Source organism: Pseudoalteromonas sp. PPB1 (assembly GCF_015356275.1).
Lineage (GTDB): Bacteria > Pseudomonadota > Gammaproteobacteria > Enterobacterales > Alteromonadaceae > Pseudoalteromonas > Pseudoalteromonas rubra_D.
Genome location: NZ_JACEQV010000001.1, coordinates 438,058 through 463,218, shown reverse-complemented (window position 1 = coordinate 463,218; position 25,161 = coordinate 438,058). Strand labels below are relative to the sequence as shown.

Annotated in this window: 16 protein-coding genes and 1 other RNA gene; 9 read left to right on the top strand and 8 right to left on the bottom strand. The window is 47.7% G+C overall.

The window, feature by feature from the left end; all coding sequences use genetic code 11:
- The first annotated feature begins 2 nt into the window (after positions 1 to 2).
- Positions 3 to 629, top strand: a complete 627-nt coding sequence (gene sspA, locus IY568_RS02015; protein ID WP_125558524.1) for a stringent starvation protein SspA — start codon at positions 3 to 5, stop codon at positions 627 to 629.
- Positions 629 to 1,078, top strand: a complete 450-nt coding sequence (locus tag IY568_RS02010; protein WP_194866657.1) for a ClpXP protease specificity-enhancing factor — start codon at positions 629 to 631, stop codon at positions 1,076 to 1,078. Before sspA ends, IY568_RS02010 begins: the two co-directional genes overlap by 1 nt.
- 54 nt (positions 1,079 to 1,132) lie before the next feature.
- Here the strand turns inward: IY568_RS02010 and dolP are convergent, their stop codons facing one another.
- From dolP to IY568_RS01990, 4 genes are read right to left on the bottom strand one after another with little or no spacing between them, the layout of a single operon-like run.
- Positions 1,133 to 1,699 (bottom strand): division/outer membrane stress-associated lipid-binding lipoprotein, encoded by a 567-nt coding sequence (dolP, locus tag IY568_RS02005; RefSeq protein WP_125558519.1) that lies wholly within the window; start codon positions 1,697 to 1,699, stop codon positions 1,133 to 1,135.
- Positions 1,700 to 1,702: 3 nt separating this feature from the next.
- Positions 1,703 to 2,287, bottom strand: coding sequence for an SIS domain-containing protein (locus tag IY568_RS02000; RefSeq protein WP_010386593.1), 585 nt, complete (start codon positions 2,285 to 2,287; stop codon positions 1,703 to 1,705).
- Position 2,288: 1 nt separating this feature from the next.
- Positions 2,289 to 2,654, bottom strand: coding sequence for a YraN family protein (locus IY568_RS01995; protein ID WP_010386592.1), 366 nt, complete (start codon positions 2,652 to 2,654; stop codon positions 2,289 to 2,291).
- Positions 2,655 to 2,657: 3 nt separating this feature from the next.
- Positions 2,658 to 4,550 carry a penicillin-binding protein activator gene (locus tag IY568_RS01990; RefSeq protein ID WP_194866656.1) on the bottom strand — a complete coding sequence of 631 codons (1,893 nt, stop codon included), beginning with the start codon at positions 4,548 to 4,550 and terminating at the stop codon, positions 2,658 to 2,660.
- Between the two features lie 63 nt (positions 4,551 to 4,613).
- On the opposite strand from IY568_RS01990, the gene rsmI reads away from it, so the two are divergent.
- The 6 genes from rsmI (at position 4,614) to secF (ending at position 17,010) form a co-directional block, all read left to right on the top strand.
- Positions 4,614 to 5,477 (top strand): 16S rRNA (cytidine(1402)-2'-O)-methyltransferase, encoded by an 864-nt coding sequence (rsmI, locus tag IY568_RS01985; protein ID WP_138538336.1) that lies wholly within the window; start codon positions 4,614 to 4,616, stop codon positions 5,475 to 5,477.
- Positions 5,478 to 5,536: 59 nt separating this feature from the next.
- Positions 5,537 to 5,907, top strand: an RNA gene (rnpB, locus tag IY568_RS01980) — RNase P RNA component class A.
- A gap of 273 nt (positions 5,908 to 6,180) precedes the next feature.
- A complete protein-coding gene (locus IY568_RS01975; protein WP_194866655.1) occupies positions 6,181 to 13,353 on the top strand; it encodes a LamG-like jellyroll fold domain-containing protein in 7,173 nt (2,390 codons plus the stop codon).
- 261 nt (positions 13,354 to 13,614) lie between these two features.
- Positions 13,615 to 14,178: a hypothetical protein gene (locus IY568_RS01970; protein ID WP_194866654.1), complete on the top strand. Its 564-nt coding sequence runs from the start codon at positions 13,615 to 13,617 to the stop codon at positions 14,176 to 14,178.
- A gap of 113 nt (positions 14,179 to 14,291) precedes the next feature.
- The gene (secD, locus tag IY568_RS01965) at positions 14,292 to 16,106 is read left to right on the top strand and encodes a protein translocase subunit SecD (protein WP_194866653.1); all 1,815 of its coding nucleotides are present in this window, start codon (positions 14,292 to 14,294) and stop codon (positions 16,104 to 16,106) included.
- 1 nt (position 16,107) lies between these two features.
- Positions 16,108 to 17,010: a protein translocase subunit SecF gene (secF, locus tag IY568_RS01960; RefSeq protein ID WP_194866652.1), complete on the top strand. Its 903-nt coding sequence runs from the start codon at positions 16,108 to 16,110 to the stop codon at positions 17,008 to 17,010.
- Between the two features lie 56 nt (positions 17,011 to 17,066).
- Here the strand turns inward: secF and IY568_RS01955 are convergent, their stop codons facing one another.
- Both IY568_RS01955 and IY568_RS01950 read right to left on the bottom strand, forming a co-directional pair.
- Positions 17,067 to 19,175 (bottom strand): winged helix-turn-helix domain-containing protein, encoded by a 2,109-nt coding sequence (locus IY568_RS01955; protein WP_194866651.1) that lies wholly within the window; start codon positions 19,173 to 19,175, stop codon positions 17,067 to 17,069.
- 204 nt (positions 19,176 to 19,379) lie between these two features.
- Positions 19,380 to 20,402 (bottom strand): dTDP-glucose 4,6-dehydratase, encoded by a 1,023-nt coding sequence (locus IY568_RS01950; RefSeq protein ID WP_194866650.1) that lies wholly within the window; start codon positions 20,400 to 20,402, stop codon positions 19,380 to 19,382.
- Between the two features lie 184 nt (positions 20,403 to 20,586).
- Here IY568_RS01950 and IY568_RS01945 point away from each other — a divergent pair, with 184 nt between their 5' ends.
- On the top strand, positions 20,587 to 21,084 hold the full coding sequence (locus IY568_RS01945) for a hypothetical protein (protein ID WP_194866649.1): 498 nt from the start codon (positions 20,587 to 20,589) through the stop codon (positions 21,082 to 21,084).
- Between the two features lie 45 nt (positions 21,085 to 21,129).
- Here IY568_RS01945 and IY568_RS01940 read toward each other — a convergent pair whose 3' ends face one another.
- Positions 21,130 to 23,928, bottom strand: a complete 2,799-nt coding sequence (locus tag IY568_RS01940) for a PqqD family peptide modification chaperone (protein WP_194866648.1) — start codon at positions 23,926 to 23,928, stop codon at positions 21,130 to 21,132.
- A gap of 9 nt (positions 23,929 to 23,937) precedes the next feature.
- Complete coding sequence (locus tag IY568_RS01935; RefSeq protein ID WP_125558497.1) at positions 23,938 to 24,876, bottom strand: GlcNAc-transferase family protein; 939 nt, start codon at positions 24,874 to 24,876, stop codon at positions 23,938 to 23,940.
- Positions 24,877 to 25,161 lie beyond the last annotated feature (285 nt).

Here is a 25,161-nt window from a genome sequence, read left to right as displayed (position 1 = left end):
GCATGGCCGTTGCTGCCAATAAGCGCCCTGTTATGACTCTTTTCTCCGGTGCAAACTGTATGTACAGCCATCAGGTTCGTATCGTATTGGCCGAGAAAGGGGTAAGTGTCGATATTCATCTGGCCGAAAAGGACAACTTGCCAGAGGCACTACATGAGATTAACCCTTATGGTACAGTTCCCACTCTGATCGACAGAGAATTAGGCCTGTATCAGGCAAATATCATAATGGAATACCTAGATGAGCGTTTCCCTCATCCTCCATTAATGCCTGTCTACCCTGTTATGCGTGGTCGCAGCCGTCTAATGATGCACCGTATCGAAACAGACTGGTATAGCCTTGCAGAAAAGATTGCGCTAGGTGGCGCAGATGCCGAACAGGCACGTAAAGAGCTGACAGAAGCGTTACTTGCAATCGCACCTATCTTCAGTGAAGCACCTTACTTCATGAGTGAAGAGTTCAGCCTGGTGGATTGTTACCTGGCACCTCTATTATGGCGTTTGCCACAGCTTGGCATTGACCTGTCGGGTGCTGGTGCAAAAGAGCTGAAAGAGTACATGCTGCGTTTATTCGAGCGCGATTCATTCCAGGCTTCTTTAACTGAAGCTGAGCGAGAGATCCGCAGCTAATGACTTCAAATCGCCCCTACCTATTACGTGCTTTCTACGACTGGATTGTCGATAACCAGTGTACACCCCATATTGTGGTTGATGCTGAGTTTCCGACGGTTGAGGTACCACGTCAGTTTGTTCAGCAGGGGCAGATAGTGCTGAATGTTAGCCCTTCAGCAGCTGCTAACTTTTTAATGGACAATGACGCACTGAGCTTCAATGCGCGTTTCTCTGGTCAGCCCATGCAGGTTTATGTACCAATTGGTGCTGTGCTGGCAATTTATGCGCGTGAGAATGGCGAAGGTACGATATTCTCTGAGCCGGAACATCCGCAGGATGATATGCTCTCTGAAGGCGATGATCAGACTCTTACAGAAGAGCGTGAGGAGTCAGTTGAAGCCACTTCAGTCGATAAAGAAACGCCTGAAAAGGCGAAGAAAACCTCGCATCTGAGAGTGATAAAGTAGCACGTCAAAACATAAAAAAACCTGCCATAGGGCAGGTTTTTTATTATTTATTTCCTATAAGATTTCAAAAGCCTTCACGACTTTCAGCACCCCGTGCACATTGCGTGCAATATCAACTGCCCGTTCGGCTTCTGTTTGATTGACCAGGCCCATCAGAAAGACTTCGCTGTTTTCGGTAACTACTTTAATATTGCTGCCATCTATGTGATCGTCGGCAATCAACTTGGTTTTTACCTTAGTGGTTAACCAGCTGTCATTTGTCTGAGTGGTGATACCAATGTTGCTGCCGATCCGCAGCTGATTGTAAATCTGCTTAATGCCCTGAACACCTTGCAGGGTGCTGTGAGCTTGCTGTTTCATTTCTGTGGTGCTCACCTGGCCCACCATCAGTACGTGGCCGTTGACACTCACCAGGCTAATATTAGCGTGGTTAGCCAGTGCCGGAATGCGCTTAAGTGCCAGGGTTCCTTTGATCTCGATATTGTTATCATCAATTTGTGAGCCCAGTGTTCGTCTGTCATTGGCTGACGTGACAGCGCCAGCGGTACCGGCCACAACCGCGGCTGCGCAGCCCTGGATCAGTAACACGGAGCAAAGTATCAGTGCAGGTCGTTTTAACATCTTTTATGCGTCCTGTGGGAAGAGAATATTGTCGATTAACTGGCTCAGGCAGTGTACGGTAAATAAATGGGTCTCGAGAATGCGGCTGGCACGTTTACTGGGTACGCGTATTTCTACGTCATTGGGTCCCAGCAGCCCCGTTAGCTCGCCACCATCATCGCCGATCAGCGCAATGACATTGAGATCATTGGTCAGCGCTGCCTCTACCGCACTGATCACACTCTTTTCATGTCCGTCGATGGCCACAACAAACAATAGATCATTTTCATTTGAGATAGCGCGAACCTGGCGGGCAAAATAATCTGATCCCTGGTTCTCGTCGTTATTGCTGAGGTTGATCTGAGTCTGGCTCAGGGTCAGTGCAGGCAGACACGGGCGCTCAGTCTCAAAGTAATTCACCAACAGATTGCTGAAGTGTTCCGCCATCATGTGGCAGCTTGGTACGCCACAACAGATCAGTTTATTGCCGTTGATGAGGCACTGTGCAATTGCATAAGCCGTTGATTCAAGTACCTCAGGGAGCGCTTCACCTGCGGCAATTTGTGCTTGAATACTTTCGGTAAAGATCTCTTTAATTGATTCTTGCATACTAAGTTATATTTCTAATCCATCGGATATCTGGGTTTTTATCGCCTTGAATTGCTACAAAGTCGATTCGGACAGGGACATTGTGCAAAGCAGATTGTTGCAGGTAATTATATATACTGCGACGCAATTTTTGTAACTTACTTTGACTCAGCGCCTGTATTGCGCCACCAAAGCCTCCGCCACGGCGGAATTTTACTTCGACGAACACCCAGGTATCGCCTTCTTTCATGATCAGGTCTATTTCACCATAGCGGCATAAATAATTACGCGTTATGGCTTTAAGACCCTGCTTTTTAAGATAAGTTTCAGCAACCTTTTCATAGTGTTGGCCTTTTTCTCGGCTATGACTGAACAGGTTGCCAAACATCGTTTACTGCTGTGCCTGATAATTGTCATACAGCTGTTTCATAAACAGCGGCGTAGGTGGGCGCTGGTCCAGGCTCACCAGTCTAATCTGCTTTTTGTGATATTGTGCCCAGCTCAGCTGACGATCAATCCGGTTCGCTTCTTTGATGGTGAGTGCGCCAGTCAGGCCGTCAAATTCTTTGCCTGGTATTTTACTCAGCTGCTTAATTTCAGGGAGCAGGTTTAGGGCATCATAGGCCATGGCAAACAGGCGTTGCTCAATGTCTGATTGTTCCGGCCATAAGACAGAGTGTTGTTCGCGCAAGTTTTGCAACTTTACCGCACCGGGCAGCATCCAGGGTACTTCGGTGAAAAATAGCCCTTCAAGATCCCCTTTGTCTGTTTTGTCTATCTGCTTGCTGTAACTCCGCGAGCTGGCATAGAGCGGAATACGATCGGCAAAGGTACTGACATTGACGTCCAGATAAGGCTTGAGTAAGCGGGTTTCAATGGCATCCCCTAAGATATAGATGGCATCTATATCACGACGCGAGCGGGTCTCGCTTTCCAGCTCTTTGCGAAACATACGTTTGATGGTGTTGATCCGCTGTTTTGAGCTGTCTACTTCAAGCAGTTGGCCAACCACTTCGGCCATGTTTTCACTGTCTGAGTAAAAGCCGACTTCCGGGCGGGTTTCGCTATAACGCTGCCACTGGGTTTCAAAGTGGCTGATCAGGCGTTTACCAGATGCGGTATCGGGCGCCAGTAGCATCGGCTTTTGATAGCCTTTGGCGAGAAAGTGCACCATGGCCTGCTCAACCTCATGCTCGGGGTCCAGCGCAAAGTAATAATGGTCTGGATTCCCGGCCTGTGAAGCGGTATCCAGGGTATTTAAAAACAGGGCAGGTGTGGTTGTTAAATATGTACTGGCGGTGAGCTTTTCTACATTGCTTTTGAGTAACGGACCAATGACAAATTCAGCCTGACTTTGTTGCAGCTCTTTATCAATTTGTGCAACATCCAGCGTTTCATCAATAAAGAAAATTTCTTCAACCCGGTTGTTGTCCATTGCGGCCAGGAAGCCATTTTTGAGGGCTCTGCCCAGGCGTTCACTGCTGCCAGAGGTTGGTAATAAAACCGCGATGCGGGTCACGTTATAGGGCGCGAGATCCAGCGTGGTTTTTACCTCAGTGGGGATGATCTCTCTGCCCGGGTGACTGGTAAATCGGCGTTGCCAGTTATTTAACGCCTGATGAAGTTGCACCGTCGACCCGAGGTAGATCTGATGATATTTGGCCAGTTTAACCCAACCTTGCTGGATAACCGTGCCGCGATCGAAGCGTTCCAGCGCATAGGAGGACAACTGCTGCAATGCCTGCCAGATGTCCCGATTCAGACCGGCAATCGACAATTGGTGTTTGTTGGCCAGGTCGGCACTTTTAAAATAATGGACCAGTGCTTTTTTGGGCAACTGCTGGGCGGCATACACGCTGCCCATTAAATACTGATGCCAGGCCTGATGTTCGGGCAGTTTTAATTTGCTCTCCAACGTTTGCAGTAAGGCCAGCGCGCTGCTGAATTTCTGCTGTTGTTGTCGGGCCAACGCGGTATACAGTTTGTTTTGTACATGATCGACACTGGCTTTGCTTTCAAGTTCGCTACAAGCCTGTTCCAGAATGGACCAGTTTTGCTCGTCAATGGCGGCTTGCCTTGCCAGATAGAGCAACTGGATTTTACTAGCGCCTTGTTTGCTGCTGGCCTTATCGAACAGACCTTGCGCATCCAGTTGTTCAGCTGGTGCGGTAGAGGCTGTGGCCAATGTCTGTTTGTCTTGCGTTGATGCCGTTTTAGGGGTTGTGCCGCAGGCCGATAACCCTGACAATACCGCAATCACTAGACTTATATTTTTCAGTCTCACTCGCAAACCTATACTCATACCTTTTGTTTGTGGATATCTTACTGACTGACCCTGGAGAGCTCAATGACAAATGCCGAAATCTCAGACAAAATTGGCACCCTGTATATCGTTGCCACACCCATAGGCAATTTAGAAGACATCAGTGAACGTGCGCTGAAAGTGCTGGCAGACGTCGATTTAGTGGCTGCCGAGGACACGCGTCACACAGGTAAATTATTGAGTCATTTCAGCATAAAAGCAAAAACCTTTGCATTGCACGACCACAATGAGAAACAAAAGGCGCAGCAGGTTTTGGATTGGCTGGAGCAAGGCATGGACATCGCGCTGGTATCCGACGCTGGCACACCGCTGATCAGCGACCCTGGCTATGCAGTGGTGAACTTATGTCGTGAAGCCGGCGCTCAGGTTACCCCTGTGCCTGGCGCCTGTGCTGCAATTGCGGCAGTGAGCTGCTCAGGTTTGCCAACGGATCGCTTCCAGTTTGTTGGTTTTACGCCTGCTAAAAGCCAGGCTCGCCAGAGCTTCTTTAAAGAGGCACATGAGTCCGGCATCACCAGCATTATGTATGAAAGCACTCACCGTATCATGGCCAGTCTGGCTGACTTGCAAACAGCACTGGGTGAGCAGCAGCAGGTAGTGTTCGCCAAAGAGCTGACTAAAACGTATGAAACCTTTTTCAGTGGGCCAGTGTGTGAGCTGATTGCTTTTCTTGAAAACGAACCTGAGCGTCAGCGGGGCGAGCTGGTACTGATGCTGCCGGGTAAAACCCAGGTGAGCAGCGAAATGTCGCCGGAAGCCAAACAACTGATCGGCTTGCTGGAAGGGGAAATGCCGTTGAAAAAAGCCTGCGGTATTGCCGCTGAGTACTTCGGATTGAAGAAAAACGCCCTGTATAAAGCCATTATCGCCGAGCGCGAAGGGGAATAATGATAAGTAACGCAAATTAATGCTGCGTTTTATGGCAAAGGTGCGTATAATCGCCCGCCTGAGTCAGCCGGATAATCGCTGCCTGTGACGAAAATGATCAGGGGGAGGAAAGTCCGGGCTCCATTGGGCAGGGTGCCAGCTAACGGCTGGGGGGCGTGAGCCTACGACAAGTGCAGCAGAGAGAAGACCGCCTAAGTTCTTCGGAACCGGTAAGGGTGAAAGGGTGCGGTAAGAGCGCACCGGGCCACTGGTAACAGTTGGTTGCAAGGTAAACTCCACCCGGAGCAAGACCAAATAGGGTTCCTTATGGTGTGGCCCGCATCGGAACCGGGTAGGTTGCTCGAGCTTGGGAGCGATCCCAAGCCTAGACGAATGATTATCGATCTCCCTCGGGAGAGAACAGAACCCGGCTTACAGGCTGACTCACCCTTTTTACAATAGCAAACGCTTGTGCTTGCAAGCGTTTGCTAACCTGCTTTTAAAACCTCTCGGTATTTTACGCCTTAGCAAGCCAACACATTACGTTAAAATGTGCTGGTACATGCCACTATTTTACTTCGGTTAACTTTAGCTTTTAGACATGTTTAAGAAGCATAGAGCTAATGAGAAACGTCTACACTTCCTTATTTTATCCATATTTAAATCTCATTTTTGTGAGATAAATTCATATCTTAAGCTGTATTTACCGACTAGGTAGAGGGGTATGAATACTATAATGCGGAACAAACTGTACTTGGCATTACTGACTGTGGGGACTAGTTTTCCCAACTTTGTTCAGGCAACGCCGGCCCCATTGACAATAAATGTTGATGAAAATACTAAAGCGAACACGATCATTGGTACTGTTAGCTTCCTTGATGGCGAATCAGACAAAAAGGTACGTTTAGAAGTTGGTAAAACTGAGATAAAAAACTGGGTAACAAATGGTGAAGCGTTTGAACCCATTTCATTTACTTCAACCTTTACACAAGCACCAATCGTGTTTGGTCAGATCCAGTCAAACAGTGACTATCAGGTAGAGTACGAAGTAAGTACTTATTCTTATTCTGGCGTAACAAGCAAGAACAATAATCGCTTGTTAATGCGCCATCGTTTAGACAATGTGACTGCACTTGGCTTTGAAGCGGTGCTTGAATCAGAGTTAGATAAAAAAGGCACGAGTGTTATACAAAGCTTCCTTGATACTGGCGAAGGTGAAACGCTAGGTTGGATTGCATTTGCTGAGCCTATTTCAGCTTTTTGGAACGACAAGCCTATCGACGTGTCAAGCACAGGCACTTCGGTAACACACAATACCCACGGTCACGCGTTTAGTGTGCCGATGACAGACACTCCGAATATTTTAACTTCTTTATCGACGTACAACGGCACTTCGCAAAGTGGCGTGGCAATTGATGAACTGTCTGCAAATAAAGTAAAAGTTCATATTGATAATCTTGATGATGCTTCACACGCTGCGGAAAACGTAAACGTATTTGCATTACAAGGTACAGGTTTATTGTTTACTGAGACGATGGCTATTGTTGGTGAAACAGGTGTTATCACGGTTGATGATAACGACATCGAAAATCCATTCTCAATTACTTTCTCAAAATCGTATAACAATCCGGTTGTATTCGTTCAAGCGGTTGGTAAAGACAAACAGATCTTTGACGCTGCTGTGCGCTTAAATTTCGTTGCCCCTATGATGCTAGAAGGTTACTTGCATTCAAATAATGAAAACCTTGTACCAAATCGTTTTGGTGAGTTTGAACTGCATTATCAAATCTTCGAAGCTGGTCGTTGGGATATCCCCCTTGAGCATTACACCTTTTCTATCGTGTCTGGTAACGACGCAGGGGTATTCTCAGTTGATCCGGTTAAAGGTGAAATTAAAGTTGCTGACCAAACGCAATTAGATTTTGAACTAGGTAATAACCAGTATTCACTGACTGTTCGAGCTACAGATGGCGCGGGTAATTATTATGACACGCCAGTTACGATTAATGTTACTGACATTAACGATTCACTAAACAACAATGCGCAATCCATTGATGGTCTGGCAGCGGATGACTGGGCTGGTTGGTCAGTAGCTCCTGCTGGAGACGTAAACGGTGACGGTTTCGACGATATCATTGTAGGCTCTCCACAAGCAGATGTTTATAGAAATGACGGCACCTTTATGTACGAAGATAATGGTGCTGCTTACGTTCTGTTCAGTGATGCAACGGGCACATTCCCATCACTAACAGAAGTGATCGGTGGTACTCGCGGTTTTGGTATCATGGGGGCAGAGTCTGGCGACAACGCAGGTTTTGCTGTTGCTGGTGGTGTTGATATTAACGGTGACGGATTATCAGACGTAGTAGTTGGTGCTCCTTATGCGGGAACTAATGGCGATAACTCTGGTTCAGTATATGTTGTATTTGGTAAAGCTGGTACTAACTATGTGCCATTATCTGATATGAATGCTGGCGGGAGCGACTATGGCTTTGCTATTCACGGTGCATACACCGAAGATTATGCAGGTGGTACGTTAGTTGTTGGTGACGTTAACGGTGACGGTCTGGGTGATATTGTTATTGGTGAAACGGTTACTCGTTTCTTAGCGGGTACAGGCTCTTTTGCATTAAGAGATTTACTTGAAGATGGTACAGCTGATCCAAACCTAGCGTATGTTGTTTACGGTAAAAAAGACAACAATGTTGTTCAGTTAGCTAACGTTGCGACTGACTACAACGAGCAAGGTTTTGCGATTACGCGTCCAAGCAGAAAGTTATTTAGCGACTGGTATTATGGCGCACAAGTTTTACCAACGGGCGACTTTAATAGCGATGGCTTAACAGATTTTATTGTTAGCCACGGTTTATTTGTTGATACCTCTGGTACAAGTTATGTTGTTCATGGCCGTATCGGCGGAGAGGCTGTTAAATATAATAGTATTAAGTCCGCAGGCAACGGCATCAAGATCACGCCACAAGGCAGCGGCAATTATGGTTTCGATTTTGGTGATGCAACTCTTGATGCACTTCCTTCATTTACTACTTCTCATGTAGGTGACGTAAACGCAGATGGTGTTGACGATATCGCATTATTATTGACAGACACAGGGTGTTGCTCTGGTATTGAACACCCTCGTGCATACATCTTATTTGGCGGTGTTGACGTTGCTGATGAAATCAATCTTGCGGATATTGCCAATGGCAATGGCGGTTTTGTAATTCACAATGACGCGTCAAATATCGACCACAGTGACCTACAAGTTATTTTAGGTTCAATCGGTGGTGCAGGCGACTTAAATGGTGACGGCTTTGATGACATCATCATCGGTGACCCATTTGCAGAGGACAACAAGGGTCGTGTATACGCTGTTTATGGCCGCGCAGGTACAGAGCCTGTTTATCTTAGTGAGATCATTGAAACCCAACAAGGTTTTTACTCTGAAGGTAATGGTGGTGAGCAACTTGGGCAATTCATTGCAAGTGCAGGTGACATTAATGGCGACGGTATCAAAGACATTCAATTTGGTACGCCTTCTGCGAACAAAAACAATTTAAACAACACAGGTGCTGTGTATGTTCTAAATGGTGACGGCAAGTTAGTAACTCTTTGGGGGACTGAAGGTAACGACACAATCACAGGTACTGCTTCTGCAGATAATATTGCCACTGGTACAGGTGACGACGTCATTCGAACTAACGGTGGCACTGATGCCGTTTACGCAGGTCCAGGTGAAGATACTATTTACATTTCTGATAACACCTTCACTCGTATTGATGCAGGCGGTAACACAGATACATTAGTATTTGACGGTTCAGGCATTAACCTAGACCTTGCAACTCAAGCCTCACGTGTACGTAACGTTGAAGTATTTGATATCCGCGGTTCAGGTGCTAACTCAATTACGCTTAATAAGAGCGTGAGCAGTAACTCAAACTTACGTATTTTAGGTGACAACGACGACTATGTTGGTGCCGCAAATAACCAATGGGTTGACTCTGAAACTACACAAGTTATCGATAATGTAACTTATAAAGTATTTACGTCTGGCTCAGCGACTATGTTAGTGCAAGACGGTTTAACAGTTACAGTTAATAATGCCCCAACGATTGAAGACCAAACGTTTGCTGTTAGTGAAATTGCTGTCAGTGGTACAGGAATTGGCATACTTGCAGCCGATGCAAATGATGTTGGTGACTTCGTTACGTTCCAAATCTTGAGCGGTAATGAAGATGGTGACCTCGTATTAGATGCACAAACAGGTGTATTAAGCATTAGCCCGACTATCTCCCGTTTAGATTTTGAAAAAACCGCAACTTACACATTACAAGTGATTGTGTATGACCAATACAATACGACTGACACCGCACAGATTACTGTTGACGTATTAGATATGGACTCAATGGAAATTACGTTGGAAGGTGATGTAAGTGGTGAAGGTAGCTATTGGGGTGATAACACTGTACTTGAATTATTAGGTATGAGCTCTCCTCAGTGGGCATCAACTGAAACGAAGCATACTTGGAATGTGCCAGAAGAAAATCTGCCGGATGATCCTGCGATTATTCGAATTGAATCACACGGTAAGATCCATTACGTGGGCGGCATGGACCTTTTCGGTGGATGGGTTGAAGCTGACATTCCTCTTGAGATGGATTTACGATTCCCAGATGAAATTGCAGCAGGTCAGCCGGTTAATTTAGCAACCAAGTTTACCGTTGGTGAAAACGCAAACTTCATTGCGTCGTCTCCTGGTGTGCAAATCTCTGCTGAGTTAATTTTTGAAGACTATTTAATTAAATATGAATCAGCGCTGTTTGAAAAACTAAATGGTCAAACCAAAATTGATTATGCTTCTTATGAGAAAGTCGTCGGTTCAGAATCGTTTGGTGTATACGGTGACAACTGTGCCAATGCGCTTAATCGTGCCGATTGCTATGAATTGGAAGACGGTGTAGAAGTTTACGATTTAACGCGTGAGTTGACTGATGAGAAAATAACTTCATTAATTGAAAACAACTTTTATGAGTTATCTGTTGTTACAGCGGAAGATCACGCTAGAGGTGTTAGTGACAATATCACTCATGGTACGAGTTTTGTTAATGGCGTTGATATTATTGATGTTGTATATGCTCACAAAGGTGCAGTTGATGGTATTGAAATTATCAGTACTGATGTCTCAGATCCAACAGCCACAACAATCTCTTTCATTCCTGCAAACATGACGAATGAACAGATCATCTATTTCATTAAGAATCTAACACGTGACTCTTTAGCTGAGGTGCCTTCAAACGCAAGAAAGGCGATTGAAAAAGCGATTGGTTTAGAAGTAGATAAGCTGCGTTTCTTAGCTGGTCACGATTTAACTGACTGGGTATCCGAAGAAATTTACTGGGGCTCTAACTGGACTAAGTGGCACGCACAAGCTGGCATGGAGTCGATGGAAGGCACCTCTGAACAATGTATTGATAACTATTTTGCACCTGCTGGTGAAGATTTATATCGCAGATACAAATTCAGTACACTTGATACTTTTGTAAGTGCAGCGCTTGATTTACACCAAGACTTTGAGTTGAACATTGAATCTACGGCTATTTTAGTTCTTGAAGATGGCACTGAGGTTTACTTTGACCCGGAAGAAGACATTACCTTTACGCCAGAGCTTACGCATGACGTTAATAACGACGGTATGATTGACGCGACATTAACCGTCAATGCTGCATCAAAATTTGTTAACAACACAAAAATGAATGCATTCTTTAGAATGCCATTTAAATTGCTTGAGTTTGAATACAATGTCCAAGAGGCCGTTTGTACCGCAGATAACATCTACACTATGGGTAACCAAGGTTTGATGTTTGAAAAAGGTTCTTACGGGCCATTGTTAGACAGTGAGAAAGAGATCCAGTTTGACACCACAGACTTTGGTGGACCAACGGAAATCACTATCGCGCAAAACTCATTCACAACGGCGTTATCATTTGACTTATGTAGTAACAGTGCAGCATGTGGTGAACCGGTATTGTCATATGGCAACAATGCCCCAGTGGCTTCTGAGGTAACATTAGCTGGCGATTTCATCGGTAAATCTACAGTATCAGCGTCATACACTTATACTGATCATGAAAGTGATATTGAAGAGAGCTCACGTTATCAGTGGTATCGTTCTGCGACAGGCAGTAATGATGATGCGCAAGTGATTGAGGGTGAATCCTATCAATCATACACCTTGGCATTGGAAGACATTGATAGCTATGTTGCTTTCTGTGTAACCCCGCATGATGGTACTGATTTTGGTAACCCTGAGTGTAGTGAGTGGAGCCCTGTTGAAAGCCCATATCATCAAGACTTATCTATCATGAGCGGTTTTGGTCAATCTATTGTAATCAACGGTACTGATCAGAGCATGGTTCAAACTATGGACTCTGGTTTTAATCCAAACAGTTCATACACGATTGAAGCGTGGGTAAAAGTGAACTCGTTGAATCCAGAAGAAAACTCTAATTTATTCACTTTTTCAGAAGACGCAAACACTTCAAAGGCTGCGGTGAGAATATTCTCTGATGGTCGTTTACGTGTGAAAGCAACAAACACCACGTTTAAGTCGACTGAGACAATCACTGTTGGTCAGTGGCAGCACTATGCTGTGAGTTATGATCAGCCGACTCAGCAGTTGTCAGTATACTTAGACGGTGAACTAATCATTTCTGAAGTGGATGCTGCAAAAGATAGTAACGTTTACTTTGTGTGGGGTTCTGGCAACGATGGCATTAGCAAGAAGTTAGATGCGAATATTGACGAGATTCGTATTTGGGATTATGCAAAATCACAAGAGTCTATCGCTGCAAATCGTTACTTAGGCGCTTCGTTGAGTAACTCAAACCTAGTTTCTTACTATCACTTTGACAGTATGGTTAACGGTGAATTAGAAGATCTAACAGGCGAGAGTGCGATGACGTTAGTGAACGGGCCAGAGCTTGAAAAGCATAATACATACTTAACGTTTGACGGCAATGGTGATTATATTGACTTTGGTGATCCGACCGATGGTTCACTTGACTTCGGTGGTGACAACTTCACAGCACAAGCTTGGATCTATTTAGAACCAGGTTCTGGCAACCAAACTCGCATTATCCTCAATAAAAAAATTGGTGGTGCCAATGGTTATAAAGGCTGGACGTGGAGTGTTAACACAAGAAATCGTTTAACGTGGAATCATGATGCGTACAACAATGGCAAAAAAGGATATGAAGCGACGGGTCAAAAACTTACTACCGGACGTTGGTATCATGCTGCAGTAGTTGTTGATTGGGAAGGAAGCGCTTTGACTATGTACCTAGACGGTAATCAAGTTGGTACCACTGCTTTAGGCACCAAACGTAACTTAAACAACCACGTACCACTTCGTATCGGGGCCTACAGTTCGACAGATACAACAACGAACACCTTTAAAGGTCACATTGACGATGTAGCAATATGGACTCGTGCACTATCTAAAGATGAGATAAATGCTTGTAAAGAGGAAATGGAACTGGGCTGTCAACAAGATTTACTCTTGTATCACGACTTCGAACAAGATGTCCGAAAAAATAAAGCGATTGATAGATACAACGGTACTATTTTTGGCGCGGTTGAAGTAGATAACAGCCTTGATGTTAAGTTTACAACGACTGAATATGCTACTTTTGCTGGCAAGCTTCCAGGCGGTACTGGAGTCACATTCGGATTAGCAGATGCGCCAGCTTACGGCGAGATCGCCATCAGTGAATACTCAGGTGAATTTATTTATACACCAAATGGCAGTGCAAATGGTGCAAGCGACTCATTTAGTTATTACATTTACACTAGTAGCAATGGTCAAAGCCAGAAGCAGATTGTCACCATTGAGTTTGAATAAGCTCAATAGCGTATAAAAAGTTTGAAGCCGCGATACCAAAAAGTGTCGCGGCTTTTTTGTTTCGATAATATTTATGAGATCGTTACGCTCAAGGCTGTGATTTATTAGGGCCGTTGGTAGGGCATATTTTTGTACTAAATGCGTGCGATAGAACAGGGGGTAATCGAATGGTGCATGGTGGTTTTGACTAAGATTAAGCGCAACATAATTTCTCGTCAATTTTACGCTGCTATGCTTTGCCCGGTATCACGGTCATTTTTTGTGATGGCTATTGAAAACTGGTGTTGTCGTCTATACCTCAGACCAATGAGTTATGAGACATTTGCCAAAATATTGCGGTATTTAGTGCCGCTTTTGCTGCTATGTACGCTACTGAATATGGGTAGTCGTGATGCTGTGGCCGCAGATTGGCAAACCCCGCATGTCTCAATGGCAGTGTTATCACAGGCTGTGAGTGTTGATACCGAACCTGACACCAATGACCTCTGGCATAAAGCCACCGACACTGCGCTGGTAAAGCACTTGTCTGCGCCCGATACTGAGGTGTCGCATTCACAACCGGCAAGCTATCCCGCGCAACTGCCGTCACAGAGCCGATTAACGCATCCCAGTTACTTTCTGCATCCGGACCAACAGCCAGATTATGATCTGCTCTATGTCTTTGCTGATCCCGACTTGTACCGGGTGAGCCAGCAATATATTCACCAACCTTTAACACGACCCTGGCATCAGTGTGCCTCGCGTATGCGCACAGGTCTTATTAATGACTGCCAGCCTGCTAATTTAACGTACCGTGCAAGACTGACTTATCAGCTGAGCGCCTGATCTCACGATACGCAGCGACCAGAACTCTGGTTGGGCTGCGACATGTTTTATCAGGTAAATAGCTAAAGTGTGAGCTGCTCAGCGGTGCAGCTCACCGATAAGTGAGTCTAATTATGAATAGAAGAACGAACGCTGCGAGTACGGCCTGGCCGGCGCGGCTCAAACGGCTGTTGGTGGTTGCGGTGATCCTTGTATTGGGTTTGTGTGCCATGCCCAATTTATATCAAAACAAAACCCAACTCAGTATCAGTGCGCTGCCACAAGCGCAGACCTTGCCCAGTCCCGACACGCTCGTGCAACTGCTACAAAGCCACGGCTTTAGCGTTGCACAGATAGGTTCGGGCGAGCCAACGTTGGTGACGTTAACGTCACAGACTGCCTCAGCCTCTGCACAAGCGGTGTTGGCCGAGGCGTTGCGGGATCAGGCGTCTGTAAAAGTGGTTGAACAAGCCACTGCGCCGTATTGGTTGCAACGGCTGGGGTTATCACCCATTAAGCTGGGCCTGGATTTAAATGGTGGGGTGCTGTTCGTGTTGAAAGTCGATACCGACAAAGCACTGGAAAAGCGCATGGAAAATATTGCGCTGGAGGCAAAGTCTCAGCGCATCCGCGATAAATTAAAAGGCGTGCGTATTGAACGCAGTTCGGTTGCAGGTCTTGAGTTGGTGGCGCTCCCCCAGGGATCGGCGGCATTGCAGCAGTTACAGACGGCATTGCTGGCCCAGTTTCAGCACCTGAGCGTCCAGACACATAAACACGGTAATTTATTGCGGGCAACACTCAGCTACGATGAGGCTGGCAAAGCAGCCTTTGAAAAACAAACCATGACCCAGGCGCTGACCACACTCAGATCGCGGATCGAAGAGTTGGGCATTACAGAAGCTGTGACCCAACGTCAGGGGGCCAATTACATTCGTATTGAACTACCCGGGGTTCAGGATCCGGCGGCAGCAAAACGGATCATCGGTGCGACAGCACAACTGTCTTTCCATGCGTTGCAGGAGTTCGGTGGCAAGCGCGTCAAAGCTGAGCATGGCATGGTGGGGTTAGACCCGCTGGCTATTTTTACCGGGGCTGATATTGACTCGGCGCAGGCTGGCCGTGACGAGTATGGCAAACCTCTGGTGCAGTTATTTTTATCATCCCGGGGCGGCGATAAAATGTTGCGTTTTTCCCGTGCCAATGTGGGTCAGCCTATGGCGACTATGTACAGTGAGTATATCGCCGATAGCCGGGGTGAGATCCGCCAAAGTAGTCAGGTGATTTCAGTCGCCACCATTCAACAGGTGTTGGGACAACGCTTCAGCATAACGAACCTGGGGTCGTGGCAAAAGGCACAGGATCTGGCGCTGTTATTGCGGGCAGGATCTTTAGATGCGCCCTTAACCATAGTAACCGAACGCACCATAGGGCCTAACCTGGGTGCGCAAAACATCGCGAGTGGTTTTGGTGCACTGGCACTGGGCCTGTCGCTGACATTGGGGTTCATGTTGTTGTGGTATCGCAAGCTGGGTGTCATTGCCTGCATGGCGCTGGTGGCGAATCTGGTATGTTTAGTGGGCCTGATGTCGTTACTACCGGGCGTTGTGCTGACCTTACCCGGCATTGCCGGCCTGGTCCTGACGATAGGTATGGCGGTCGATACCAATGTGATTATCTTTGAGCGGATCAAAGAAGAAAGGCGACAGGGAAGCAGCATGCGCATGGCGCTAAAACGTGGTTATCAGCAAGCGCAAAGCAGCATCATAGATGCCAATTTGACGACCATGATCACCGCGCTGGTGTTGATGTCCATTGGCTATGGCCCGGTTAAGGGTTTTGCCATCACCCTGGCACTGGGGATCATCACCAGTATGTTTTGCGGTGTGGTGGTCTCCGGCCAATTGTCGCAGTGGTTCTATCGCACCAAATCGGAAAAAGGAGCCTGATATGCATAAACTCTGGCAAACACTTCGCACCTCAGGATTACTACTCAGTCTGATAGCGGTCATACTCAGCGCGGTGCTCATTAACCAGCATGGACTGGTGTTTGGACAGGACTTTACGGGTGGCTATGTTAGTGAGTTCCAGCTCGCTCAGGATATCTCCAGCAGTGAGTTACGCGACCAGCTGACGCCCTATGTTTCCGGGGAGTTTCGATTATCTGAGCAAGGGGCGCTTCATTGGCAATTATTTCAGCCACCGCACAATAACAGCCTGACACCGCTCGATTGGCACACTCAGTTGCCCGGTGATCTGGGGATGGAGATCCTTGACAGCCGCTATGTGGGTGCGCAGATAGGCGCAGAGCTCATCGATCAGGGCGGGCTGGCATTGCTCGTAAGCCTGTTGGCAGTGGGCCTGTATCTGATAGTACGATTTGAATGGCGACTGGCTGTGTCGGCAAGTCTGGCCTTGCTACATGACGTGTTTATCACACTGGGCTTTTTCGCTGCGACCGGAATGGAATTTGACCTGACAGTACTGGCCGCCTTGCTGGCCATCATTGGCTACTCATTGAATGATTCGATTGTCATTGGTGACAAGGTCAGAGAGCTGGTTCGTGCCCGTCCGGATAGCACCGTGAGCAACACCATTAATGTGGCGTTGGGCAGCACACTGGGCAGAACCGCCATCACCTCGCTGACGACACTGACTACCATAGCCGCACTTTGGTGGCTCGGTGGGGCCAGTTTGCAGGGATTTGCGAGTGCTTTATTCATTGGGGTGGCAGTAGGGACCTGGTCTTCCGTTTTTGTCAGTGCAACTTTACCGCAGTGGCTGGGCCTGAGCCACAGTAATTATCAGCGCACGCTTAGCGAGCAGGAAAAGCAACAGCTTGCCGAGCCTTAACCCGTGCATTGTGTTGCTTAAGGGGCTGATCGTAGCCTGCCCCTTGAGCAATGCTGTTAATCAGCCAGTAGTAACTCAACCACTTCCTTACGCGATGTGAGTTGTTTGATGAGGAGGATTTGCGCATCGTTGACGGCTGAAATGCGGATAATATCGTTTGCTACAGTGGTGATGATCTCAAAATCACCGCTGTGCAGATCGTAAGACCACAATTGGGCATCCTCGTTGATCCCATACAAGGTATTGCCAAACGCGGTAAACAGTCGCTCGCTGCCTTGCGTCAATAGCGGCTCAATCAGTTGGTCTTCAACCGGGCCAGATCGCCAGAAACGATCCATGTGATCGGTATAAACCAGGCTCCCGTCGGCGGTTTTGAGTGCCCAGGTTACGTCGCGGTCTTTGAGAATACGCACATCAGCGGTGTTCAGATCCAGCTCTGCAAAGGTGAGTATGCCATTGACCCGGATCAGAGATAAGGCCGTCTGGTTGCGACTGTCCCAATGAAACAGCTGCACCACCGGGTAGTCCAGTGGCACAGTGTGTTGGCTGCCATCGAGGTTGAAACGCACCAGTGTTTTGTCGGTATTGGCTAACAGCTGTGTCCCATCGGCGGACCAGTGGGTTTCATATAAAGAGGTGTCCATAGGGAAATTGCTAAGCTGACGGGGGACTTGTCCGTCACTGAGCCAGATCTGCATTTGTCCGGAGCGCGCAGAATTAAAGGCGAGCAGATCGCCCCCTGGCTGAAACAGGGCGTTGCTTTCTTCCCGGTTCGAGCGTTCTAAAATTTGATGTGTTTGTGCCTGTGTTGCCTGGTGTAAAGGCATGGCATAAATATCGCTGTCGTATTGTCCTTTGATCACCAGCATACGGCTGCCACTGGGATGAAACACCGGTGAGCCCATAGGTTCATCCACCGGCAGGGTCACCGGGTTAACCTGCCCCTGATAGGTCAGGGTGTATAACTGGCGGCCGGTGCTGAAGGCGAGTTGATTTTCATAGGGCGAAAAGTTGGGGTAGATAGACTTAAAGGGGGCAATGGTATTGGGGTAGTGAATGCGGTGGCTGGATACCTGCTCGCCATTGGGCTTGAGCATATCAAGATAATGATGTGACCCTTCGCCGAGGCGTACGACCGCCAGCAGGCCGTCTTTACGCGAGTAATCATAGCTGATGATATCGCCATCGCTGACCTCATAAAGAGGGGTGCTGGTGTTATCTTGCAGTGAGTAGCGGATTAATTTCCAGCGCTCATGGGTTTTTTGCAGCAGCGCAATGTGGTCACTGTCCAGCCATTGTGGCTCTCTGATCTGCGAGTTTTTGCACTCCAGCACGCGAGTCGGCGTTTGTGGTGTTTGCAGTGCTTTATCGAAATCCAGCGTCATCAGGTGATAGCAGAGCTTTTGTGTTACGGGCTGAATACAGTTAGAGGTTTGTACGAAGGCCAGCGTTTTGCCATCGGGCGAAAACTGATGTTGTCCGTTGATATCCAGGTTGTCCGTGAGACGAAACTCCTGCTGGGTATCGATGCGTTTTGCCCAGATATTATTACGGCATACTTCCGTGGAATAACGGTGAAATACAATATATTCACCGTCTGGAGAATATATTCCGGCCACTTCTCGGTTATCTGTGGCAGTCAGTGGCCGGAATTCGCTGATAGTAAGCTGTGCGCTTGAGCTTGGTTCGAATAAGACCGATGCTGCGAGGCCAACAATAAAAAACGCCGCTGCAAACAGGGCAAAACCAAATTGAGAGCGGGAGCGTACCTGAGCGGGCGCAGGTGTGGGGTTTGGTTCGGGTTGAGTGCTCTCTGTGTGCTGTTCAGATGTCGTACTTTGCGGTTGTGCTTGCCAGCGTACTTCGCATTCCAGGCTGTAGCCCTTCTTGGCATGGGTCTTGATAATATGCTGTTCTTTGCCATCATCACCTAATGCTTTTCTTAACTGCGCAATGCAACGCTGAAGGGTGTTAGGCGAGACCACTGTATCTTGCCACACTTGATCCAGTAGCATGTCCTGACTGAGCACTTGCCCCTGATGTTGTGCCAGCACCGTGAGTACAGACAGTGCCTTGGGTGCTAAGGTTTTTATCTCTTCTTCGACGGTGATTTGATTACGTGATAAGTCTACAAAAAACTCACCTATCCAGTATTGCTGTGTCATAACATCCCTAATGCGCCTGGCGCTTTTACTACTCACCCACCGACGTTTGGTCAATGCGGATTTTCTTATGTTTATTCTTATTGTGTGTTTGGCTCACCCATTATCCTAACTCGGTTATTTGTTCAGGTTGTGAATAAGCGCACCACAGCAGAATATAACATCGGCGTTGAATTACCAGTGTTACCCTGTCTCATTTTTCATAAGCTAACACCATCTGGGATTAAGTAAGGTCCAATGTACAACTTGTTCTAAGCGGCTGAGTAAGTCTACTTTTGGTGTCCAGCCTAATTGCTTCATTTTTTCACCGCATAAGGCGTACCTCAGATCGTGTCCGGGCCGCGAAGAGTGAAAGTCGACGAGTTCGTAACGCAGCGGTTTGTTTTGCACCTGTGCAATGATTTGGGCCAGCTCCAGGTTATTTAGCTCCCTTGCGCCAACGATATTGAATTTAGGGCAAAGGGTTTGTTCATTGTCTGTCTTCTCAGACCAGTTGCTATCAACCAGAAAGAGCAGGGCATCGGCAACATCCTGCGCATGAATATAAAAGCGAGAGCCTGGGATGGTACAGGTTTTGTCACTGTGGATCGTGACGGTTTCTCCTTGTTGTATTTTTCTGATGCTTTGCGGAATAAATTTCTCCGGGTGTTGCCGCTGACCAAAAACATTCATGGTATGGGTGATCACGACAGGTACTTTATATGTGTTGTGGTAGGCAACCGCGAGTTCCTCGCCCCCTGCTTTGGTTGCAGAGTAAGGGTTGGTACTGTTATAGCGGTCATTCTCTTTATAGCGCACATCGGCAGGGGCCGGACCAAACACTTCGTCTGTACTGAAGTAAAAAAACCGTTTGAGGTTATCCTGGCTACGGGCAAAATCCAAAATGTTACAGGTGCCCACCACGTTATCCAGCACAAAGCTCATTGGATAGGCAATGCTTCTGTCTACATGAGACCCTGCAGCCAGATGAAAGACATAATCTACCCGACCAATTTCCTGAATAATTTGTGGGTTTAATGCCGCTTTTAAATCGTGAAAAACGATTTTTACCCGGCGTGTTACGGCCGGAGGGAGGTCGTTCAATGCATCCTGTAGGCGGTTTAGGTTACCGCTGTAGTCGAGTCTGTCCAGTGTTGTAATGTACCAGTCTGTTCTCCGCAGGATCTCCAGCACTAGATGGTGGGCAATAAATCCGGCACCTCCTGTAATTAAGACACGTGTTTCAGCCATAAATATCGCTCGGTGGATAAGTGATATGTCTAACTATAGCTGCTCATTGCGGGTGTACAGTTCAAACTGCAATCGGGAAGTGACTCAGTAAATAGACTATTAAAACGATTGTTCAGTTTTTTGCATTGAAGTTGGCGGATTATTGGCCATACTCTATGAGTACCCAATTACCCGGGAGGTACTCATGAATTCTAACTTAACGCGCATTGCAATGGCCGTGCTTGTGGCTACGTCGATGAATGCCTATGCAAAGGGCAAAAAAATCGAGATATGCCATCACACTCGTTACGATGTGCGCGTAATTGAAGTATCAATGAAAAGGGCAAACAGGCTTATCCGCAATCGCGGAGCTTTTTTGCCCTATGTGTTATATCAGGACAAGGATTATGATGGCTTTGGCAATGCCGAGGTGAGCATTAAGGCTTGCACGGATTATGTCGATGGGTATGTCGACAACGATACCGATCTGGATGATACAGATCCTAATGTGACCGACCAGCCTGTGGTGACACCGCCGCCGCCACCTGCACCCACAGCCATGCCGCCAGCACCGCCCTCAACAGTATGTGCTGTGCCACCTGCACCTACAGCCATGCCACCACCACCGCCAACCACATTTGGCAACATACCGCCACCTCCGCCGCCCACAACCTTTGGTGGGGCACCACCTCCACCGGTATAACTTAGCAAGGCATCATTCGTTGTAAATGGTGCCTTCTTATTATTGCTATTTGCTAAATGGTTTTTCTCTAAACCAGGCGCTAATGATGTACTTGAATCCCGACTCAACCGGCTGGCCGCAATGGTAGGTGTATTCGTTGGGCTTACCCAGCGGTGACAAGTTGTTCCAGCACAAGGCCATGCCGGTGCGGGGCGTGACCGTGATATCCAGCTGGGTAAAGTGCGTGTTTCCGCCGCTAAAATCATCGTTTAAATAGACAACGCATGTCCAGGTACGCTGGCCGACACTGTCGATGCATTTTTGGTAGCTGGGGGACGACTCGTGAAAGAAATCGCAGTGCACTTTGTACTCTTGCCCGGTGCCATAGCGCTGGATCTGTAAAGACTCCAGATACGCGCTATCAATACCCATCAGGGCACTGATTTTATTTTTTATTTTGATATTTTCCTGGTGACTGATCTGTTCCAGGCAGGCGGTGCAGGAGGTACGGTAACCCTGATTGCTGTCGCCCTGCTGGTCAACGACGGTCGAGGGCTGAAAGTGGCCCTCCAGGCGGGTAATCAACGACTGGCATTCCTGCTCAGAGAAAGCTCCCTCAAAACGGAAAATTTGTGCGCGTACATCTGCAATGCGGATGCTTTTTGGGTTTTGCGTGATGGCGATGTTGGCAAAAGCAAAATAGAGACTCGGTTTGGTGTGTGTGCTTTCACGCAGGCTGGCATCTTCTATTTGCTCGGTCTTTATTTTCGGTTTGAATCCATACATGGCTTTTTCGGCCATTTCCATGGCGTAGCCAGATTCAATCAGATCTCTGTATACCTGCGCCTTGCTTTCACCGGCCTCAAGCTTTTGGCTAACCCATTCAATTAAGTCAACAGAGGGGTTGATGTTAACCTGGGCATACCGCTGTCTGTTGTCTGCTCTTTGTTGATTTGTGGGCAAAACGCCGGGTAAAGTCAGCTGAGTGCGTTGTTTATCAAAGCGCTTAAACTGGGGGATCTGCAAAGGAGACAGCGCAGAGCTATCGGTTTGGGCTGTATCCAGGCCTAGTGGCAGCGTGCTGAGCGTCAGAGCATCGGGCGTAACGGCGACGGGATGGGCTGAGACTAACCAGCTGAGCAGGTGCGCTGTCTGAGTCTGACTCAAATAAGGGCTTCGGATCAGCCCTTCGTTTAAAAGTATTGATAAAGCCTGCGCGGCAGCGCACTGACCTGAAGGCAGTTGTTCAGTGGCAATAATACAGTGATCAACCTGATAGCGCGTTTGCTCGTCGCAGGGCAGGGGTTCACAGATATGATGCAACTGGTCATTAAAATAGGCGCTGGTAACGCGCTGGATGTGCAATGCTTTGCGCTGTTGCGCAGGGATTATGTGTGGGGCGCGAACGGCCTGAACATCGCCATTACTGGTTAACTGAAAGCGGCCGTAGCTTAGGACCTCGACTTGCTGTGCATCCAGGGTCTCAAGGCTGACAGCGTGGTGGCTGAGATCCGAGTGGCAGATAGCAATCACCTGATTGTTTACCCTAAGTAACAGGCCTTGGAGGTAAGTGGCATGTTGCGTGGTTGAGGCCTGGAGCGTCTGCATCAATTCAATTAAACGGTACAGGGCCTGATCTGCGTAGAGTAGCTCCGCATCCTGTTGAGCATCCAGATACACACTATAAAATTCCCGCTCTTCGCGCAGCTCTAGAAGGTGATCCCAGTTGACGGGCCAGTCACACCTGAGCTGGGTAAAGAGACGCTTAAAGTCATTGCGCAGCTTGTCCTGCTGGATGACCACGACGACGGCTTGCCCTGCCACATCGAGCCAGAGCGGTTCGCACCAGTCGCGCAATAAGCCTTCCTGGCTAAAGTTTGCCGTAATAGCTTGGATATCGGCTTTGGCATGGACCACATCGGTCCCATACTGACGATGTAACGTGAGCGCGATGTCGGATACTGACTGATTCGATTGCAGCCCCTGCCAGATGGTGCTCGCTAAGGGGTCGAGTAAAAACCAGGTGTCGTGAAGTGGGCTGTTAATAAACACCTGTTCGTCAATCTGAAAACCTAGGGTGACAGGGCACGTGTTTGGCTGCGTCTCGGTTACATATGGCGGCGATGGTGAGCGGGTTGGAATACTGGCACACCGACTGAGTGCAACATAATCTCTTTGCCAGTGAGGCTTAAGCTGTACGTCTCCCAATGGCAGTTTCCCCGAGATGGCCAGCTGATTAACAATATAGCCGGCATGATCGCTGATACTGGCGCAATTTCCGCCGACCTCGGATGCATGAAAAGCGCCTGATGACTGCCAGCGATACACATAAAAAATATCCTCTTGCGGCAATGTTTGCGTGTGTTCATTACCTCCCAGTGCACGAATCAGCGCCAAATCAATTGCACTGACATCATGCTCTAAATAGCCGCCAATTTGCTGCCAAACAGTGCGTTCAATCGCCAGGTTACACTGATAGAGATTTTCAGAATATTCAAGCTCATGGTCGCTGTTTTCCAGCCAGGCCTGACGGGTATGGAAAACGCCATCACGGATCTGCGCAGCACTGACGCTGAGCCGCCAGGGCAGATAAATGTCATCGTCCTCCCAGGGCATTAAGATGTCACCCGTGCAGTAACTTGCCGCCAAATTGAATTTTTTACCCAGGGGAACAACGCGGACCGGCAGATTGATAACGGTCACTTGCGGGTGTTCGAACAGTAAGCGATGCCCGCTGAAGTCATTGAGAACAATCAGCTCTTTCTCACCGGCATAATCCTGGCGCAGAAACGATTCAATGGCTTCTTCTAACAAATGCGGGCGACCAAAGGTGCAGCAAAAGCAGGAAATCTTAGGTAATGACATAGTGCTCCTCTAACGCGTGGCCTTAGTTTCTGTGTTTTGAGGGTAAAGTTCGCCATCCCGGTATTCTAGTGCCAGCAAAGACAAGTATTGTGATGTTGTCCGGGCTTCCCCTAGCGCGAAGTTCTGGATAGGAAAACTGTCATGAGCTGGGTCAAATGTATGTTCAATTAATGCACGCAGGCGGATCTGTGCGCGGGTGTTCAGCGCCACCCATTTAGCGTCGTCGTTCCAGTGCACATTCTGTGCAAACACGGGTTTTTCATTACCATATTGGTGTAATACAAGGTGCTGAGACGGGATAAAGCAGTCATACCCTAAGGTCCAGAGCTTCAGAGAATGGGTAAACTCTTCCTGGTTAAAGTACATGATGGGGTCGATCGGTAAGTCGTGATTGAGTTGACCTGGTGCGAAGTAGAAACCACAGGCACATAAGTGACTGGCAATGGGCGTTGTATGCTGGGTTGTGTCAGAATCAAAAAATGGCTCGAAACGAACACTGCCATCCATGACGGGTCCCACTTTTAACCGGGCAATGGGCGTGGATGTGAGAGATGCCTGCGCCCGAAAAGGGGCAGGATAGGTGGTGAGTACGGGGTTGTCACTCGGGCAGCGTGTCAACTCCTCTATCATGAGCTTGTCCCAGTTGGTGACGAATCGAGTATGGCTGTCGACGGAGAGCACATAATCTTCGTCACGATATAAATTTTGTGCTACATGGCGCGCCCAGCAAACGCCTTGCGCTTGTTCAACAGGCACCGCAACCAGTCTGACATCGGCATCTAGCTCAGAGGGAAACAACAGGTATTCATCCAGCCCCGGGATATACTGCCAGCATACACCGAAAACAAGCCGCTGTGGGTCGCTCGCATTATCAACAGCGCTCTTTATGGTGGCCAGTAATTCAGGATCCCGATAGGCCGCAATTTGAACGAAAATAGACGCATTCATAACAGAGTTACCCTATCTACTGTACATAAAGCGTAGATTAAAAAACCACTGACATCACGGTGTGTGTTTGCTTTCAGTTGTTTACTCCCCACTCGATTTTTTTGCTAACAGCATCTGCATATCTCAACTCATTCCTGTAGAAGCATCACTCTGTAGTTTAATAAGGTTTTGATAAATATTATTTTAATTATGTGAAGGACAAAATCAGCGAGAAGTCATCGTCAGGTCCGGTGTTTGGCTCAGCCGTGGGTAATGTAAGGGGGATATTTATCCATTTACCAGGAG